This is a genomic window from Serratia sp. HNCC26DJ206, assembly GCF_057180605.1.
Genome location: NZ_JBXUGP010000042.1, coordinates 1 through 17191 on the forward strand (window position 1 = coordinate 1; position 17191 = coordinate 17191).

Genomic DNA, 17191 nt, shown 5'->3' on the forward strand with positions numbered 1-17191 from the left:
GATCGCCGCTACGCTGGTTCTGCCACTACTCCTGATCAACACCGGCACCGCCGCCCCAACCCAAGGGTTACTGGAGCGGATTGCCGTGACCATTGCTCCCGTACACAAACCTTTTGTGCGCGCCGATCTGCACAACAAAACCACCTCACCTACGGTCACAAAGCATAATTAAAAAACCCGGCACGATGCCGGGTTGTCATAGTTAATGCAGTCTTATACCGCGCGGAAGAAAATCTCGGTCGGGATCGCTTCCCCTTGCCAGTACATCTGCGCCGCCACGCGCCCTGCCAGTTGGCGATACATCTCGGCAAACTCGCTGTCAGGGCGGCTGATGACCGTTGGCTGGCCGCGATCCAAATCTTCACGCAGTGAGATATGCAACGGCATCTGCCCTAACAGGCGGCTGTTGTATTTCTTCACCAGCTTCTCTGCACCACCGGTGCCGAAAATAGGTTCATGATGACCGCAGTTGCTACAGATATGCATGCTCATGTTCTCGACGATGCCCAGCACCGGCACATGCACTTTCTCAAACATCACAATACCCTTCGCCGCATCCAGTAAGGCGATATCCTGCGGCGTGGTCACCACCAATGCGCCGGTAACCGGGATATTCTGCGACAGCGTCAGCTGAATATCACCGGTGCCCGGTGGCATATCCAGCACCAGATAATCCAGATCCGGCCAAATCGTGTCCTGCAGCAGTTGCAGCAGCGCTTTGCTGGCCATCGGGCCACGCCATACCATGGCGTTGTCGTCAGTCACCAGATAACCGATCGAGTTAGTAGCCAGGCCGTGCGCCATGATCGGTGCCATATGTTGGCCATCTGGCGACGTTGGCCGCTCATGTTCGGTACCCAGCATATTCGGGATCGACGGGCCATAAATATCCGCATCGAGGATCCCCACCTTGGCTCCTTCGGCCACCAGCGCCAGCGCCAGGTTAACGGCGGTGCTGGATTTCCCCACTCCGCCCTTGCCGGAGCTGACGGCAATAATATTACGCACGCCCTTCACACCAGCCTGATCGTTGGCACGCTTCAGGGTGACGATATCCTGTTTCAGCTTCCAATCGATGGCTTGTGCGCCCGTTACGCGCAGCAATTCATCACCGACCGTTGCTTTCAGCGTTTCAAAACCGCTGCGCCAGGCAAATGGCATGATCAGCTCTATATGCAGAACCTTGTCCAGCATGGCGCAGTGGTGGATCGCTTTCAGGGCAGTCAGATTATTTTTTAACGTTGGGTGTTCAAAGGCGGCCAATACACCGGTCACCAGGGCACGCAGAACTTCAGGGTTGGTCTGCTCAGGGGATTTTGCGCTCATCCCGGCTCCTTGATTTTTTAAATGAATAGCATCCTCACAAGCATATCAGAACTGTGAGGTAACTCGCGCGTATAACCCGAAAGAAACCGCTCTGGCAGCAAAGAGCGCGATCGGTTAACATCAAAGCCCCTTTTTATTCATTACAGAAAGCAAGTTCTCACTATGGCTCAAGTCGCGAAAAAATTATTGGTGACGTGCGCGCTACCGTACGCAAATGGTTCCATCCATCTCGGCCACATGCTCGAGCACATCCAGGCAGATATCTGGGTTCGTTACCAACGAATGCGCGGCCACGAGGTTCATTTCATCTGTGCGGACGACGCACACGGCACGCCGATCATGCTGAAAGCGCAGCAGATGGGCATTCAGCCAGAAGAAATGATCGCGGAAATGAGCCACGAGCACCAACAGGATTTCGCCGGTTTTGGCATCAGCTATGACAACTATCATTCAACCCATAGCGAAGAAAACCGTGAACTGGCGAGCCTGATCTACAGCCGTCTGAAAGAGAACGGCTTTATCAAGAAACGCACTATTTCTCAGCTTTACGATCCTGAGAAAGGCATGTTCCTGCCGGATCGTTTTGTGAAAGGCACCTGCCCGAAGTGTAAAGCCCCGGACCAGTATGGCGATAACTGCGAAGTGTGCGGCGCCACCTATAGCCCAACCGAGCTTATCGAACCGAAATCCGTCGTCTCTGGCGCGACGCCGGTGATGCGCGACTCCGAACATTTCTTCTTTGATCTGCCTGCGTTCAGCGACATGCTGCAAGCCTGGACCCGTTCCGGCGCGTTGCAGGAGCAGGTTGCGAACAAGATGCAGGAATGGTTCGAATCCGGCCTGCAACAGTGGGATATCTCCCGCGATGCGCCGTATTTTGGCTTTGAAATTCCGGATGCTGCCGGTAAATATTTCTACGTTTGGCTGGATGCGCCGATCGGTTATATGGGCTCGTTCAAAAACCTGTGTGACAAACGTGGCGATGTGGACTTCGACGAATTCTGGCGTAAAGACTCCACCACCGAGCTGTATCATTTTATCGGCAAAGACATCGTCTATTTCCACAGCCTGTTCTGGCCAGCGATGCTGGAAGGCAGCAACTTCCGCAAGCCAACCAATCTGTTTGTACACGGTTATGTGACGGTCAACGGCGCAAAAATGTCCAAATCGCGCGGTACGTTCATTAAGGCTGGAACCTACCTGCAACACTTGGATGCCGACTGCCTGCGTTACTACTATGCCGCTAAGCTCTCTTCACGTATCGACGATATCGACCTGAATCTGGAAGATTTCGTACAGCGTGTGAATGCCGATATCGTCAACAAAGTGGTCAACCTGGCTTCGCGTAACGCCGGTTTTATCAACAAACGCTTTGGTGGGCAACTGGCCGATCAACTGGCCGATCCAGCCCTGTTCCAGACCTTCGTTGACGCCGCAAGCAGCATTGAAGAAGCCTATGCCAGCCGCGAAACCAGCCGTGCGATCCGCGAAATCATGGCATTGGCCGACTTGGCTAACCGTTATGTGGATGAACAGGCTCCGTGGGTGGTAGCGAAACAAGAAGGCCGTGACGCCGATCTGCAAGCGATCTGCTCAATGGGCATCAACCTGTTCCGCATCCTGATGACCTACCTGAAACCGGTATTGCCTGCGTTGACCGAACGCACCGAAGCTTTCCTTAACTGTGAACTGAGCTGGGATACTATCGCGCAGCCGCTGCTGGGCCATCAGGTGAACACCTTCAAAGCGCTGTTCAACCGTATCGATCTCGACAAAGTGAATGAAATGGTTAACGCCTCGAAAGAAGACATGGCCGCCGCAAAAGTGGTGACCGGCCCGCTGGCGGACGATCCGATTCAGGAAACCATCACCTTTGACGATTTCTCTAAGGTAGACATGCGGATAGCGCTGATCAAGAGCGCCGAGTTTGTGGAAGGTTCCGACAAGCTGTTGAAGTTGCAGTTGGATCTGGGCGGCGAATCCCGGCAGATCTTCTCTGGCATCCGTTCAGCTTACCCAGACCCGAAACTGCTGGAAGGGCGCTTGACCATTATGGTGGCCAATCTGGCCCCACGCAAAATGCGTTTCGGTATCTCCGAAGGTATGGTGATGGCCGCTGGCCCTGGCGGGAAAGAGATCTTCCTGCTGAGCCCGGATAGCGGTGCGCAGCCGGGTATGCAGGTTAAATAAGTTATCTAAATGTCCCCTCACCCTAGCCCTCTCCCCCAGGGAGAGGGGACTGTTCAGAGCATATCTCAGCAATTTTATCTCATCTAACGTCCTTTGCCCCCTCTCCCTCGGGGAGAGGGTTGGGGTGAGGGGCAGCTCTGCAAATGCTGTAAAATAATCTGCGCGGCCCCCTCCCAGTTTTGAAAAATTTCATTGTTCCAAAAGCGAATCACCGTAAATCCCTGTTGCTCAAGAAAACGGGTCCGCTGCCGATCGTAAACAACCTGCTCCGCATGCTGGCCGCCATCCAATTCAATAATCAACTTGGCTTGCCAGCATAGAAAATCTGCAAAATAGGGCCCGACAGGGAATTGCCGGCGAAATTTAAACCCTGTGAAACGGCGATCGCGCAGTTGCAGCCACAACGCTTTTTCTGCCTCTGTCATGCAGGATCTTAAACGACGGGCCGTGCTCAAGGCGGTTACTTTGTTCATCAACACCTCCGCAACACAGCCTATCGCCACCATTTCGGCTTAGCCATCCGTTCAAACGCACATTGCGTTCCTGATTCCAAAAAGTCGTCAGCCCCTTATTACTCGTTGGGAGGTTTATGACGGGCTACAGCCGTAGCCTCTTTTTTTTTAAACAATTTTTTAGTTCCCCCCTTTCCAGTGCCGCAAAATCAGTTAATGTATCCACATTGGCTAAAAAGCTGTATGCATTAACAGGGTAGGTTATGAAGGGATTCCCTCCGCTGATCAACACGTTGCTGGCAAGTTCGTTGGTATTGACTATTGGTCGCGGCGTTACGCTACCCTTTATCACCATCTATCTTACCGAACACTTCCACCTGCTACCGAAAAGCGTCGGTGTTATCCTCGGCATCAGCCTGGCAATAGGTATCGTCAGCAGTTTTTATGGCGGCTATCTGGTCGATCGGTTTAATAAAAACGTCCTGATCCTACTTGCCATCCTTTTGTTTTCCCTGAGCTTCTTTGCTATTCCCTGGATCCCACGCCCGGGGGGAGTCATCGCCGTATTGGCCATCCTGCATACGGCCTATGCGGTGCTTGGCATCGCCATCAAAGCCTGCTTTGCCCACTGGCTGCCAGTGGCTAAACGCATCAAGGCCTTCTCGATGAATTACACGCTGGTTAACGTCGGTTGGGCGGTCGGTTCATCACTGGGGGTTATGGTTGCCGGTTACAGTCCGCTGCTGCCGTTCTACCTCTCCGGAGTGCTGGCGCTACTGACGGTGACGGTGCTGAGTTTCCGCTTACGCCACCAGCCTCCTTCCCCGATTACGGCAACCCATGCCACAGCGCTTGCCGTGCCCAACTTTCGCCAGACGGTGGGTATTCTGCGCCACGATCGACGGCTGATCTATTTCACCATCGGCAGCGCGCTGGGTGCGGTAGTGTTCGGCCAGTTCACCGGCTATTTGTCGCAATATCTGATCACCGTATCCAACGCCGAATTTGCCTACAAAGTCATCGGCGTAGTGATGATTGTCAACGCCTGTATCGTGATTGCACTGCAATATCTGTTCAGCCGAGGTATGCGCCAAGACAACATGCTGCGCTGGCTGGCGCTGGGCACCCTGTTCTTTGTCCTAGGGCTGATCGGCTTTATGCTGGCAGGGCAATCAATATGGCTATGGGCTGCGGCGATGGCCGTTTTCACCCTTGGGGAGATCATCGTGATCCCGGTCGAATATATGTTTATCGACTTTATCGCCCCAGCACACCTGAAAGGCAGCTATTACGGGGTGCAAAGCCTCAGCAATCTGGGCGGCGCGATCAATCCGGTCATGTGCGGCTTTCTGCTGAGTTACGCGCCGCCGCCGGTGATGTTCCTGGTGTTGATTGCTGCGGCACTGTTCAGCCTGCTGTTCTTTTTTCTGGGACACCGCTTGGCAGAACGTCAGCAACCGCTTTCCACCCTCAGCAGTGTGGAATAACGCAGTGTCTACACTTAAACAGATCGGGATCCTGCCGAAGTGGCATACTATCCGTAAAGGTCATTCATGATGCGTTCTGTGGCGTAGCTCACAGTTTAATTGTATGATGAATACGTCAAGCTAAACGGGAAGGGGTTATGGGCAACGTATTCATGCTGTGCTGGAAATATATCAGGGCCATTGTGCTGATTTATCTCAGTCTGTTTGCCGGCAACGCCATTGCGTCGCTGTTGCCTATCGCCATTCCCGGCAGCATCATCGGTATGCTAATCCTGTTTGCCCTGCTCTCCTCACAAATCCTGCCCGCCAAATGGGTCAAACCCGGTTGCCAGTTGCTTATCCGCTACATGGTACTGCTGTTTGTGCCGATCGGCGTCGGCGTGATGCAGTATTATGACCAGATTATCGACGATCTCGGCCCGCTGGTGGTGTCCTGCCTGCTCAGCACCCTGCTGGTGTTTGTGGTGGTCGGCTATACCTCGCACTATTTCCATCGCGAACGCACTCTTCTCAGCAAGAACCAGAGCGCGGGGGAAGATAAATGAGCCATGATATCTGGTGGTCTTTGCCGCTGACGCTGATAGTGTTCTTCGGTGCACGCAAGCTGTCGCAATGGCTCAAGATGCCGCTGCTGAACCCGCTGCTGGTTTCCATGGCGGTGATCATCCCCCTGCTGTTGCTGACCAAGATGCCTTACGAGCACTATTTTCAGGGCAGTAAAATCCTTAACGATCTGCTGCAACCGGCAGTTGTCGCACTCGCCTTTCCGCTTTACGAGCAGCTCCACCAGATCCGCGCCCGCTGGAAATCCATCATTATCGTGTGCTTTATCGGCAGTGTGACCGCAATGATCAGCGGTGGTGCTATTGCCTTGTTGATGGGAGCAAAGCCGGACATTGCTGCGTCTATCATGCCTAAATCAGTGACAACGCCGATCGCCATGGCGGTCGCTGAGTCACTTGGCGGCATCCCCGCCATTAGTGCAATCTGTGTGATTCTGGTGGGTATTCTGGGGGCGGTTTTCGGCCATTCACTGCTCAATCTGCTGAAAATCACCACCAAATCGTCCCGCGGTTTGGCGATGGGCACCGCATCACACGCGCTAGGAACCGCACGCAGCGCAGAGATTGATTATCAAGAAGGCGCATTCAGCTCATTGGCGCTGGTAATTTGCGGGATTATTACTTCACTGATTGCCCCATTCCTGTTCCCAGTACTGCTGCATTTGTTTGGGTAATCACGCAAAACTTGCGAGACGTCTCGTAAACTCCGTTTTAATTACATTTATTTCATTAAAAAAAAGACTCTAATCACACTCTGTTGTGAGAAGGTTACCTAGAATGTGTCAATGACTGGGGTAAGCGCCCGCAGCCAACAGAACTGCAACCTCACATAATAAACGCATATCCCGTTAACCTGTAGAGAGACTTTCTATGCACCCGCGTTTTCACACTGTTTACCGCGAACTGCCTGCGGCATTGCAATCTGCCCTGCTGCCTTATTTCGATGCGCCCGATTTCCCAGCCATGTTTCAAGCCGATCAGGTGGCAGCGATCAAGCAACACTGCGAGCTGGATGATGATGCGCTGGCATTTGCCCTGCTGCCATTAGCGGCAACCTATTCGTTAACCCCTATTTCGCACTTCCACGTCGGGGCGGTGGCTCGCGGCGTCAGTGGCAACCTGTATTTTGGCGCCAATATGGAATTCAGCGGTACGCCGCTGCAACAAACCGTGCACGCTGAGCAATCGGTGATCGCTCACGCCTGGCTACGGGGCGAAACCGGGTTGGTTTCCATTACCGTCAATTACACCCCTTGCGGCCATTGCCGACAGTTTATGAACGAGCTCAATAGCGGAACACATTTGCAGATTCTGCAACCAGGGCGCGCAGCGGCCACTCTGGGTGATTACCTGCCATACGCCTTCGGCCCGCAAGATCTTGAAATCAGCGAACGGCTGATGAGCCCGATCGACCACGGTTTCCAACTGACGCTGGACGATGAGCTGGCAAAAAGCGCACTGGCGGCGGCCAACCACAGCCATGCGCCTTATAGCAACGCACACAGCGGCGTAGCGCTGGAAGCCGAAGATGGCACGGTGTATGCGGGCCGCTATGCAGAAAATGCCGCATTCAACCCCAGCCTGCCACCGTTACAGGCCGCGCTGGTGCTGATGAATCTCTCCGGTGGCGACTGCCTGCACATCCGCCGCGCGGTGTTGGCTGAAGCACAGGGTGCCATTTTGACCCAGTGGGACGCCACCCAAGCCACACTGGCAGCGCTGGGCTGCCAAGAGGTCAGTCGAGTCACTTTCTGATCCCCGCGGCGGCGCCAAGCGGTTCCGCCCGTTACTCGCATTCAAACATTTTTATTAAAAATCGTTTAACTGCCGATAATTACGTCAATTTGCTTCATAAACCCATAACAATTGCTGTACATATTCTGCCGATCTTTTAGGATCTGCGGCTATTGAAGCTATCTGATACGTTTAAGAGTAAAACTGATGGAACTTGAATACGAAAGCAAACGCCCTCTCTACATCCCCTATGCTGGCCCCATTCTGCTGGAATTCCCGTTACTGAACAAAGGCAGCGCCTTTAGCGAAGAGGAGCGCAACCACTTCAACCTGCATGGTTTGCTGCCAGAAGCGGTGGAAACCATCGAAGAACAGGTTGAACGCGCCTACCGCCAATACCAAGACTTCAAGAACGACAACGATAAACACATTTACCTGCGCAATATTCAGGACACCAACGAAACCCTGTTCTATCGCCTGCTGGATGAGCATCTGAGCGAGATGATGCCAATCATCTACACCCCAACGGTTGGCGAAGCCTGCGAGCACTTCTCGGATATCTACCGCCGTGCGCGTGGGTTGTTTATCTCCTACCCGAACCGCGAACACATTGACGATATGCTGCAAAACGCCACCAAGCAGAACGTGAAGGTGATTGTGGTGACCGACGGCGAACGCATCCTAGGCCTCGGCGACCAAGGGATCGGCGGCATGGGCATCCCGATCGGTAAACTCTCGCTGTACACCGCCTGTGGCGGCATCAGCCCGGCGTACACCTTGCCGGTGGTGCTAGATGTTGGCACCAATAACCCGCAGCGCCTGAACGATCCACTGTACATGGGCTGGCGTCATCCGCGCATTTCCGGCGACGAATACCATGCTTTTGTCGAAGAGTTCATTCAGGCGGTGAAACGCCGCTGGCCAAACGTGCTGTTGCAGTTTGAAGATTTCGCGCAGAACAACGCCACACCGCTGCTCAACCGCTATCGTGATGAAATCTGCTGCTTTAACGACGATATTCAGGGTACGGCTGCGGTCACACTCGGCAGCCTGATTGCCGCCAGCCGCGCCGCTGGCTGCCAACTGCGCGATCAAACCGTGACCTTCCTCGGTGCCGGTTCTGCCGGTTGCGGTATCGCTGAGCAAATCATCGCCCAGATGAAGTCCGAGGGCCTGAGCGAAGAAGAAGCCCGTGCGCAGGTATTTATGGTCGATCGTTTCGGCCTGCTGACCGACAAACTGCCGAACCTGCTCGACTTCCAGAGCAAACTGGTACAGAAAAGCGAAAACCTGGCGCAATGGCAGGTGGAAAGCGACGCCATCTCCTTGCTGGAAGTGGTACGCAACGCCAAACCGACCATTCTGATTGGCGTTTCCGGCCAGCCAGGGCTGTTCACCGAAGAACTGATCCGCGAAATGCACAAGCATTGCCCGCGCCCGATCGTTATGCCGCTGTCCAACCCGACTTCCCGCGTGGAAGCGCGGCCGGAAGACATCATCAATTGGACCGAAGGTGCCGCTCTGGTAGCCACCGGCAGCCCGTTCCCGCCGGTCACCTATAAAGATCAGGTGTTCCCGATCGCCCAATGCAACAACTCCTATATCTTCCCAGGGATTGGTCTGGGCGTTCTGGCTGCCGGGGCAAAACGCGTAACCGATGCAATGCTGATGGCCGCCAGCCGTGCGCTGGCTGACTGTTCGCCGCTGGCTACCGATGGCCACGGTGCGCTGCTGCCAAATATTGATGATATTCAGGGCGTTTCCAAATGCATCGCCATGGAAGTGGGTAAAGCCGCACAGTTGCAGGGAATGGCGGTCGTCACCTCAGAAGATGCGCTGTCAAAAGCCATTGAGCACAACTTCTGGCGCCCGCAATACCGCAGCTATAAGCGCACATCGTTCTAAAATTTACAGTCCGGGGGGCACATCTTGCCCCCAATTTGCCCTCTCACTCCCTGAACTGCCCTAAACGCTTAAAAATACAGCGTAATACCTGCTACACGCGGCGCGGCGCTTGCTTCAACCAGACAGGTAAAGTAGCCTTGAATTCTGTTTTTATCATTAAGCGCGTAAGGCAACACTATGTGGAAACGCCTGATAATTAGCCTGTTAATCATCATTTCGCTGTTGATGGTGACGGCTATCGCGCTCGATCGCTGGATAAGTTGGAAAACCGCACCCTACGTTTATGACGAGTTGCAAGGGTTGCCGCACCGTCAGGTGGGTGTGGTGCTGGGGACCGCCAAATATTACCGTACCGGCGTGATCAATCAGTATTACCGCTACCGCATTCAGGGAGCGCTTAACGCCTATAACAGCGGCAAGGTGAAATACCTGCTGTTGAGCGGTGATAACGCCCAGCAAAGTTACAATGAACCCATGACCATGCGCCGCGATCTGATCGCCGCTGGCGTTGCGCCAAGTGATATCGTGCTCGACTACGCCGGTTTCCGCACCCTCGACTCCATCGTACGCACGCGTAAGGTGTTCGACACCAACGACTTCATCATCATCACCCAGCGCTTCCACTGCGAACGCGCGCTGTTTATCGCGCTGCATATGGGTATTCAGGCGCAGTGCTATGCGGTGCCGTCGCCGAAAGACATGATGACGGTGCGCGCCCGTGAGATCTTTGCCCGCTTGGGAGCGTTAACCGACCTGTATATTCTCAAGCGCGAGCCGCGTTTCCTCGGCCCGTTACTGCCCATATCTTCTATGCACAACGTGCCGGAAGACGCACAGGGCTACCCGGCGGTATCGCCAGAGCAACTGGTGGAGCTGGAACATAAGCTGGCGGCAGAAAAGCGCAAAGCAGCGGCTAAAAAGAGCTGATGTGCCCGCTTTTATTTACCGGTAAAACTCTGTCGCCACACCAACGGTGAAACGTCAAAATTGCGGCGAAAGTGGTGCCGCAGCGACATTACAGAACCAAAGCCACTGAGAGCAGCGATTGTTTCTATGCTGTGATCGGTAGACTCCAGTAAGGCTTGCGCCAACGCCAAACGCTCTGTCTGCAACCACTGATTGACCGTCATCTGAGTTAATTGCCTGAAATGGCGAGTAAAAGTCCGGCGACTCATTAGGGCACGCTCTGCCAGCGAATCCAAAGTATGCTCCTGCTGCAAGTGTAATCTTAGCCAGGTTAATAGCTCAGATAAGCGAGAGTCCGCAGCCGTTGCAGGTATCGGATGGGTGATAAATTGCGCCTGCCCCCCTCCGCGATGCGGCGCAACCACCAAGCGACGGGCAATATTATTCGCCAGTTTGATGCCTAACTGCTGACGCAGCAGATAGAGACAGGCATCAATCCCTGCTGCGGTGCCAGCAGAGGTCAACAAATTGCCCTGCTCGACATACAGCACATCAGCATTCAGCATCACCTGCGGATAACGCTGGGCAAAATCCCCGGCGTAAGCCCAGTGTGTGGTGGCTTGCTGGCCATCGAGCAATCCCGCCTCTGCCAGCACGTAGGCCCCCAGACACAACCCGACGATTTTCGCTCCGCGCTGGTGCGCCAGCAGTAACGCCTCAAGCAATGCGTTTGGCAGTTCCCCATGCAGGTCATGCCAACTGGGGATGATCACGATGTCGGCCTCAGCCAACACCTCCAGGCCCCACTCCACAACTATTTGGTAGCCGCCAGATGTGGCGATACACCCCGGCTGAATAGCGCATACTTTGACACTAAAAGGGGAATACTCCTCATGCGCATCAGCAAACACCACCCCAGGCACCGCCAGATGAAACGGGCTGATATGCTCAAAGGCTACAACCGCAACATTAATGGCAGACATAATGCGCTCCTGATGACTTAATTTGGCCCAATATTAACGTAGTTTGTCACTCAGGCCACTCACTCTCTTAGGCTATCAGGCAGAGAATAGATCTCAAGCAACCCCACGTAATCTGGAAGAGAGCAACCATCATGGCTAAACATAATCACCCGGTATTGATCGTAATTGATGTGCAGAATGACTATTTTCCACAGGGAAAATTCCCACAGTGGAATACAGAAAACGTGCTGGAAAATATCAAAACGGCAATCGGTAAGGCGAATCAGGCCAATATTCCGGTGATCCTGGTGCAGCACACATTGCCGACAGCAGCAAAGGCATTGCGCCATTTTTCAATGAAGGTACCGAAGGGGCTGAAATTCATCCCGATATTCTTGCCGTAGCCCCTAATGCCATTGTGGTCAAAAAGGCGTTCGCCGATAGCTTCTTCCACACTACGCTGGAAGCAGAACTGCAGCAGTTGGCGGTAACAGATCTGTGGATTTGCGGCATGATGACGCAGAACTGCGTCACCCACACCGCCATTTCCAAGTCAGCAGAAAAATATGCCGTTTCCGTCTTGCCGGATTGCAGCACTACGGTGAGTGAAATACTGCACCTGATCGCCTTGAATGCCATGTCAACGCGGGTGCCATTGGTGCCATCAACAGACCTGCTGTAACTGGTCGTTAGGCAGAAAAAAGCTTAACTGCTGAGGGCGCAGATACCAGGTTAACCACCGCGATCTCCCCCCACCCTAACCCGAAGGAGAGGGAACTGGCCGGTTTTTTCCCCTCGCCAAGTAAAGTAGAAAACACTAGTCAGGTTTTCCCCCTCTCCCTGCGGGAGAGGGCCGGGGTGAGGGGCTTTGATTAGCCATATCTACATGATGGGTGAGTAAACACCTCAGGCGGCAAGCCCTCCGCCCCCTTTGTAAGGCGTTTTACCGGCGATCTTGGCGATCTCCGCGCCCAAGGTGACAAAAGGCGCGCTGCGGCAGGCATAAATCAGGCCACCAGCCTGAGCACATACGGCTTTTACCGTATCCGTTAGCGGGTCGATAATTTCAGCCACAATCTCATTCGCCTCAACCCAATCACCGGGCTGGCGCAACAGCAGCAGAATACCGCTGGCAGGGGCACGCACGATCTCACCGGCAGCAAACGGCAACATCAGTACTTCTCGTTCAGGGACTACCGGAGGCTCCCCGGCAATCGCCCCACAATATTGCAGATAACGGTAAAGACGCTCGGCATCATTACTGGCCAACGCGTGGCTGACATCCTGCTGACCGCGCAACTCAAGGGTGACGGCCATACAGCCCAGCTCAAACTGGCTCCATTCGCTATGGCTTGCTGCCAGTCGGTGCCAAGGCAAACCACAAGCCTCATCAAACGAACCACCGCCGCTGTCCTGTGATAGCAACACGGCACCGATATCCATAAAACGCGCCAGAATCTCGGCCTGCTGGTGGTAGGCCGGATCGGCATACATATGCAACATCGCCCGGTCGTCACAGTGCAGATCCAGCACCAAATCGGCATCACACGCCAGTAACAGCAACTGCTGACGCAGTGCGGCCACCTCGGTACCAGCCGACATCGCATTAAGCGCCGTAATCATGGCACTGCGCACCTTTTGCTGATAATCGCTGGTATCGGTGAAGCTTTGCGGCAGCAATGAGTCACGCACCCACTGCGCCAGATCGGGAAAATCACGGTTAAAGTTGCCACCGTTGACCAGATCGAAACGGCCGACGCCGCCATTAAGCAGCACCTGCGCCAGCCCAAGAGAATTGGCAACCGGAACCAGGATAATCTCACTGTGGATTTCCCCATGCCGTTCCGCTTGGCACAGTAACCGTTTAAGGTAGTGCAGCACCAACATCCCTGGCAGTTCATCGGCATGCAAACTCGCTTGCAGGTAAACTTTCTTGCCCACGCCAGGCTGGCCGAAATGAAAACTGGTTAATCGGCGCTGTCCGCCCAGCGCGTGTTCAGGTAGGTTATGGTGATTGATTTTCATTGGACGTCCCATCTATGGAAAAGAAAACGCGGCTTGACCGAATTGATAAAAAGATCCTTGAAATACTGCGCCAGGATGGCCGCATTTCCTATCGTAAGCTGTCCGAGCTGGTTAACCTGACGCCCCGCCCCTGCCTGGAGAGAGTGCGGATCCTCGAACGCGCCGGCATTATTCGTGGTTACAGCACCCTGATTGAGTTGCCGGAACCGCAGCATGCGTTTGTAGTACAGGCACAGATTGCCCTCGCCGATCACGGCCAGTCACAATCGGCGTTTGAGCAGGAAATGCGTCAAGCGCCGGAGGTGCTGGACTGCTGGCTGGTCAGCGGCAGCTTCGATTTTCTGGTGCGTATCGGCTGCCAAAGTATGGAACATTACCGGCAGTTGGCCGACACCTGGCTAACCAGCAAAAAATTCCGCGTCGACAAAATCATGACGCTGACCGAATTGCAGACCATCAAACGCTCCTGAATCAACTCCGGCGGGTAAACGCCAGCCAGCGCCGCTCCGCACGGGAAAACAGGAAAATCAGCGCAAAGGTGCATACCAGGTACAGCGCTGCCGCCAGTAAAAAAGGAATAAAGGGTGAATAGGTCGCGGCATAAAAGGAGCGCGCCACGCCGGTGATATCCAACAGCGTGACGGTGCTGGCCAAAGAAGTGGCATGCAGCAAAAACACCATCTCATTGTTTAACGCCGGAATACCACGCCGTAAGGTGGCGGGCAGTACCAACCGGCGGATGATCTGCGCACGGCTCATGCCAAAGGCTTCACCGGCCACCCACTCTTGGCGCGGGAAAGTGACCATCATCCCGGCCAGCAGTTCAGCCACATAGGCGCTGGTATTCAGCACCAGCGCCAACGTGGCACAGAAGGTGGCATCGCGGAACAGCAGCCAGAAGGGCTGATCGTTCTGCCAGCCCAGTTGCACCACGTCGAACTGCGACAGGCCGTAATAAATCAGCATCAATTGCAGATAAAGTGGCGTGCTGCGAAAGAAGTAACTCACGCTGCGGATCAGCATCGCCAGCGGGCACGGGCTGTAAACCTGACCAACCGCCATTATTACCGCCAACATCATGCCGGGCACCACCGAGAGCAAGAACAGCTTGGCGGTCACGGCCAGCCCGGTGACATCATTGCCGTCGCTCCACAGAAAAGTGGGTACCGTATCCAGTATCGTTTGCAGATTCATCAGTATGTATCTCTGGCCGTTGAGGAATACAGCGCATAGCGCCGTGCCAGGCGGCTGAACATCCAGCCGGAAAGTGCGGTAATCACCATATAGATCAGCGAGATCAGGAAATAGAACAGGAAGGGTTTCTGCGTGGCGCGCCCGGCCTGCTCTGCCAGCCACACCATATCCTCCAGCCCCAGGATCGACACCAGCGCCGAAGCCTTCATCAACCCCAGCCAGTTATTGTTGATGCCGGGAATGGCAAAGCTCAGCATCTGCGGCAGCATCACGCGGCGGAACACCTGCCCTGGGCGCATACCGTAGGCCACGGCCGCCTCCAGTTGGCCCTGATCCACCGTCTGAAAAGCGCCACGAAAGGTCTCGGTATAATAAGCGCCGAACACAAAGCCAATCGCCAATACGCCAGAGAGAAAGGTATTGAAGTGTACCGGGCCAATACCCAGCAGGCCGAGGAAACCGTTCACCAGCATCTCGCCGCCAAAAAACAGCAGCAGCATGATCACCAGTTCAGGAATACCGCGCACCAGCGTGGTATAGCCGGTCGACAGCCAGCGCAACCAAGGCGGGCCGAACAGCTTGACGACCGCATTGATCAGGCCAAGGATCAGCGCCAGCACCAGAGCCAACAGCATCACGCACAGCGACAGCCCGGCGCCTTGCAACAGCAGCGGCAAATAGTCGATTACCATCCCGAATCTCCGTTAACTCAGTAGCCCTGATTATTCGCCGTAGATATCAAAGCTGAAATACTTCTTCTGGATGGCGTCGTAAGTCCCATCGGCGCGGATGGCCTTGATCGCCTCATTGAGCGCATCGCGCAGCGCCGGGTTGGCTTTCGCCACGGCGATACCCACTTCCGAAGAGATGGTCTGATCGCGGATCACCGGGCCAGCAAAGGCAAAGTTCTTGCCGCGTGGGGTATCAATAAAGCTGTTGCCCGCCTGGATGTTGTCTTGCAGCGACGCATCAATACGCCCGGACATCAGATCCAGATAAACATTATCCTGATTGGCATAGGAGACAATTTTCACCCCTTTCCCAGCCCACTGTTTTTTTGCGTAAGCTTCATGCACCGACCCAGTCTGCACGCCCACCGTTTTGCCTTTCAGGCTTTGCACATCGGGCTGTAGCGGGCTGCCCTTACGCGCCACCAGTTGGGCTGCGCTGCGATAATAGCGGTCGGTAAAGTCGACCTCTTTCTGGCGATCTTCGGTGATATTGAGCGAAGCGATAATCGCATTGAACTTGCCAGCATTAAGCGCCGCAATCATGCTCTCAAACGGCTGTTTGACGAACACGCACTTCGCTTTCAACTGCGTACACAGTGCATTGGCGATATCAATGTCAAAACCGGTGATCTCACCGCTGGGGGAAAGAACGTCGAACGGCGGATAACCGCCATCCACGCCAAAGCTGATGGTGTCAAATGCCTTGGCAGAAAGCGGCGCGCACAGCACCGCACTGGTCAGCAGAACCTTAAATAACTTTTTCATGATCTCATCCCCGTTGACTCAAACTCAGAAACGCAGTGACAGGCAGGTTAACCCACCGTCCATTTTTTTGAATTCGCTGGTATCCAGCGGGACAATCGGCATACCCAATTTTTCTAATTGCGCCAAGGTGTAAGGGTAACCCTGCGGTGTCAACAAGGTATCGTTGATCCACAGCGTGTTGCCTGCATAGGACTCCTCTTCCGGGATCACCACAATATTGAAAGCAGCAAAGGCCGGATGCTGCCGGTAATCTTCGGTCAGCAGCAGCGTATTGCGGCCAACGTAGTTGACGATCGATTTCAGGTGCAGCCCGGCGCTCACCTCAATGGCAGTAACCCGGTAACCATGCGGTTCCACCGCAGCGGCAAATTCACTGATCCCCGCCTCATCGGTGCGAGCGGTCAGACCAATAAAAAACTGACGATCGACCAGCAGCACGTCGCCACCGTCAAGGTGGCCGCGGCTACTCATCTGCACCAGCGGGCGAAAACCCGCCAGCACCGGTGCAATGGTTTCTACTTCACCCTGGCGGCTAGGAGCGCCTGGATGGGTAATCACCGCCAGTTCGGGCATCACCACCGCGGTATCTTCAACAAAGTGCGCATCGGGGAATGCCGGAGCGGCAGGCAATACCGTCACCTTCAGGCCGAGTTGCAGTAGCGCATTCACATACGCCAGGAACTGGCGGCTGCTTTCAGCCACATTGGGTGCCCCCAACTGGGCGGTGGTCTGGCCGGCACCGCAGGTATCGGCAGGCAATCGGGCAATGGCTTGGGTAAAGTGCATAGCGATTCTCTTGGTTGAAAAATGCTGAGGGTGTCTCTTTGATTATTAAACGGATTCCGCCGCCAAGCGGGTCGAATCACTGACCGGTACAACACATTTGCGCTGTATCTTGCCGCGTTTTCGGCCTATTGGGCTGTTGCGGCAAAGCACGTGCGGATCGTCACA

Annotated in this window: 16 protein-coding genes and 1 pseudogene; 9 read left to right on the forward strand and 8 right to left on the reverse strand. The window is 54.6% G+C overall.

Translation table 11 applies throughout. From position 1 onward, the window contains the following. Window positions 1-213 precede the first annotated feature (213 nt). Window positions 214-1326, reverse strand: a complete 1113-nt coding sequence (apbC, locus tag AC2A1E_RS21575; RefSeq protein WP_484385443.1) for an iron-sulfur cluster carrier protein ApbC — start codon at window positions 1324-1326, stop codon at window positions 214-216. A gap of 162 nt (window positions 1327-1488) precedes the next feature. Here apbC and metG point away from each other — a divergent pair, with 162 nt between their 5' ends. Continuing rightward, window positions 1489-3516 carry a methionine--tRNA ligase gene (gene metG / locus AC2A1E_RS21580; protein WP_484385444.1) on the forward strand — a complete coding sequence of 676 codons (2028 nt, stop codon included), beginning with the start codon at window positions 1489-1491 and terminating at the stop codon, window positions 3514-3516. An 83-nt stretch (window positions 3517-3599) separates the two neighbouring features. Here metG and AC2A1E_RS21585 read toward each other — a convergent pair whose 3' ends face one another. Beyond that, window positions 3600-3989: an endonuclease domain-containing protein gene (locus tag AC2A1E_RS21585; protein ID WP_484385445.1), complete on the reverse strand. Its 390-nt coding sequence runs from the start codon at window positions 3987-3989 to the stop codon at window positions 3600-3602. A 242-nt stretch (window positions 3990-4231) separates the two neighbouring features. Here AC2A1E_RS21585 and AC2A1E_RS21590 point away from each other — a divergent pair, with 242 nt between their 5' ends. The 6 genes from AC2A1E_RS21590 to sanA all read left to right on the forward strand — a co-directional run bounded on the left by AC2A1E_RS21590 (window position 4232) and on the right by sanA (window position 10584). Next, window positions 4232-5455: an MFS transporter gene (locus AC2A1E_RS21590; RefSeq protein WP_484385446.1), complete on the forward strand. Its 1224-nt coding sequence runs from the start codon at window positions 4232-4234 to the stop codon at window positions 5453-5455. Window positions 5456-5592: 137 nt separating this feature from the next. Continuing rightward, complete coding sequence (locus AC2A1E_RS21595) at window positions 5593-6000, forward strand: CidA/LrgA family protein (protein ID WP_484385447.1); 408 nt, start codon at window positions 5593-5595, stop codon at window positions 5998-6000. Further along, on the forward strand, window positions 5997-6692 hold the full coding sequence (locus AC2A1E_RS21600; RefSeq protein ID WP_484385448.1) for a CidB/LrgB family autolysis modulator: 696 nt from the start codon (window positions 5997-5999) through the stop codon (window positions 6690-6692). Before AC2A1E_RS21595 ends, AC2A1E_RS21600 begins: the two co-directional genes overlap by 4 nt. Window positions 6693-6888: 196 nt before the next feature. Next, window positions 6889-7773, forward strand: a complete 885-nt coding sequence (cdd, locus tag AC2A1E_RS21605; RefSeq protein ID WP_484385449.1) for a cytidine deaminase — start codon at window positions 6889-6891, stop codon at window positions 7771-7773. 186 nt (window positions 7774-7959) lie between these two features. Then, the gene (locus tag AC2A1E_RS21610; RefSeq protein WP_484385450.1) at window positions 7960-9657 is read left to right on the forward strand and encodes an NAD-dependent malic enzyme; all 1698 of its coding nucleotides are present in this window, start codon (window positions 7960-7962) and stop codon (window positions 9655-9657) included. A gap of 177 nt (window positions 9658-9834) precedes the next feature. Further along, complete coding sequence (sanA, locus tag AC2A1E_RS21615) at window positions 9835-10584, forward strand: outer membrane permeability protein SanA (protein WP_484385451.1); 750 nt, start codon at window positions 9835-9837, stop codon at window positions 10582-10584. An 11-nt stretch (window positions 10585-10595) separates the two neighbouring features. On the opposite strand, the gene AC2A1E_RS21620 is transcribed toward sanA, so the two are convergent. Continuing rightward, window positions 10596-11546, reverse strand: coding sequence for a helix-turn-helix domain-containing protein (locus AC2A1E_RS21620; protein WP_484385452.1), 951 nt, complete (start codon window positions 11544-11546; stop codon window positions 10596-10598). Window positions 11547-11677: 131 nt separating this feature from the next. On the opposite strand from AC2A1E_RS21620, the pseudogene AC2A1E_RS21625 reads away from it, so the two are divergent. Beyond that, window positions 11678-12207: pseudogene (locus tag AC2A1E_RS21625) on the forward strand (cysteine hydrolase family protein). 224 nt (window positions 12208-12431) lie between these two features. Here the strand turns inward: AC2A1E_RS21625 and AC2A1E_RS21630 are convergent. Further along, entirely contained in the window at window positions 12432-13550 is a 1119-nt protein-coding gene (locus AC2A1E_RS21630; RefSeq protein WP_484385453.1) for a succinylglutamate desuccinylase/aspartoacylase family protein, read from the reverse strand. A gap of 14 nt (window positions 13551-13564) precedes the next feature. Between AC2A1E_RS21630 and AC2A1E_RS21635 the strand changes: the two genes are divergently transcribed. After that, on the forward strand, window positions 13565-14020 hold the full coding sequence (locus AC2A1E_RS21635; protein ID WP_484385454.1) for an Lrp/AsnC family transcriptional regulator: 456 nt from the start codon (window positions 13565-13567) through the stop codon (window positions 14018-14020). A 1-nt stretch (window position 14021) separates the two neighbouring features. On the opposite strand, the gene AC2A1E_RS21640 is transcribed toward AC2A1E_RS21635, so the two are convergent. The 4 genes from AC2A1E_RS21640 to AC2A1E_RS21655 are packed head-to-tail and all read right to left on the reverse strand — an operon-like array spanning window position 14022 to window position 17026. Beyond that, on the reverse strand, window positions 14022-14744 hold the full coding sequence (locus tag AC2A1E_RS21640; protein ID WP_484385455.1) for an ABC transporter permease: 723 nt from the start codon (window positions 14742-14744) through the stop codon (window positions 14022-14024). Then, window positions 14744-15436 (reverse strand): ABC transporter permease, encoded by a 693-nt coding sequence (locus tag AC2A1E_RS21645; RefSeq protein ID WP_459399190.1) that lies wholly within the window; start codon window positions 15434-15436, stop codon window positions 14744-14746. Before AC2A1E_RS21645 ends, AC2A1E_RS21640 begins: the two co-directional genes overlap by 1 nt. Window positions 15437-15466: 30 nt before the next feature. Beyond that, window positions 15467-16240 carry an ABC transporter substrate-binding protein gene (locus AC2A1E_RS21650; RefSeq protein WP_484385456.1) on the reverse strand — a complete coding sequence of 258 codons (774 nt, stop codon included), beginning with the start codon at window positions 16238-16240 and terminating at the stop codon, window positions 15467-15469. Window positions 16241-16264: 24 nt separating this feature from the next. Continuing rightward, window positions 16265-17026 carry a dimethylarginine dimethylaminohydrolase family protein gene (locus tag AC2A1E_RS21655; RefSeq protein WP_484385457.1) on the reverse strand — a complete coding sequence of 254 codons (762 nt, stop codon included), beginning with the start codon at window positions 17024-17026 and terminating at the stop codon, window positions 16265-16267. Window positions 17027-17191: the final 165 nt, after the last annotated feature.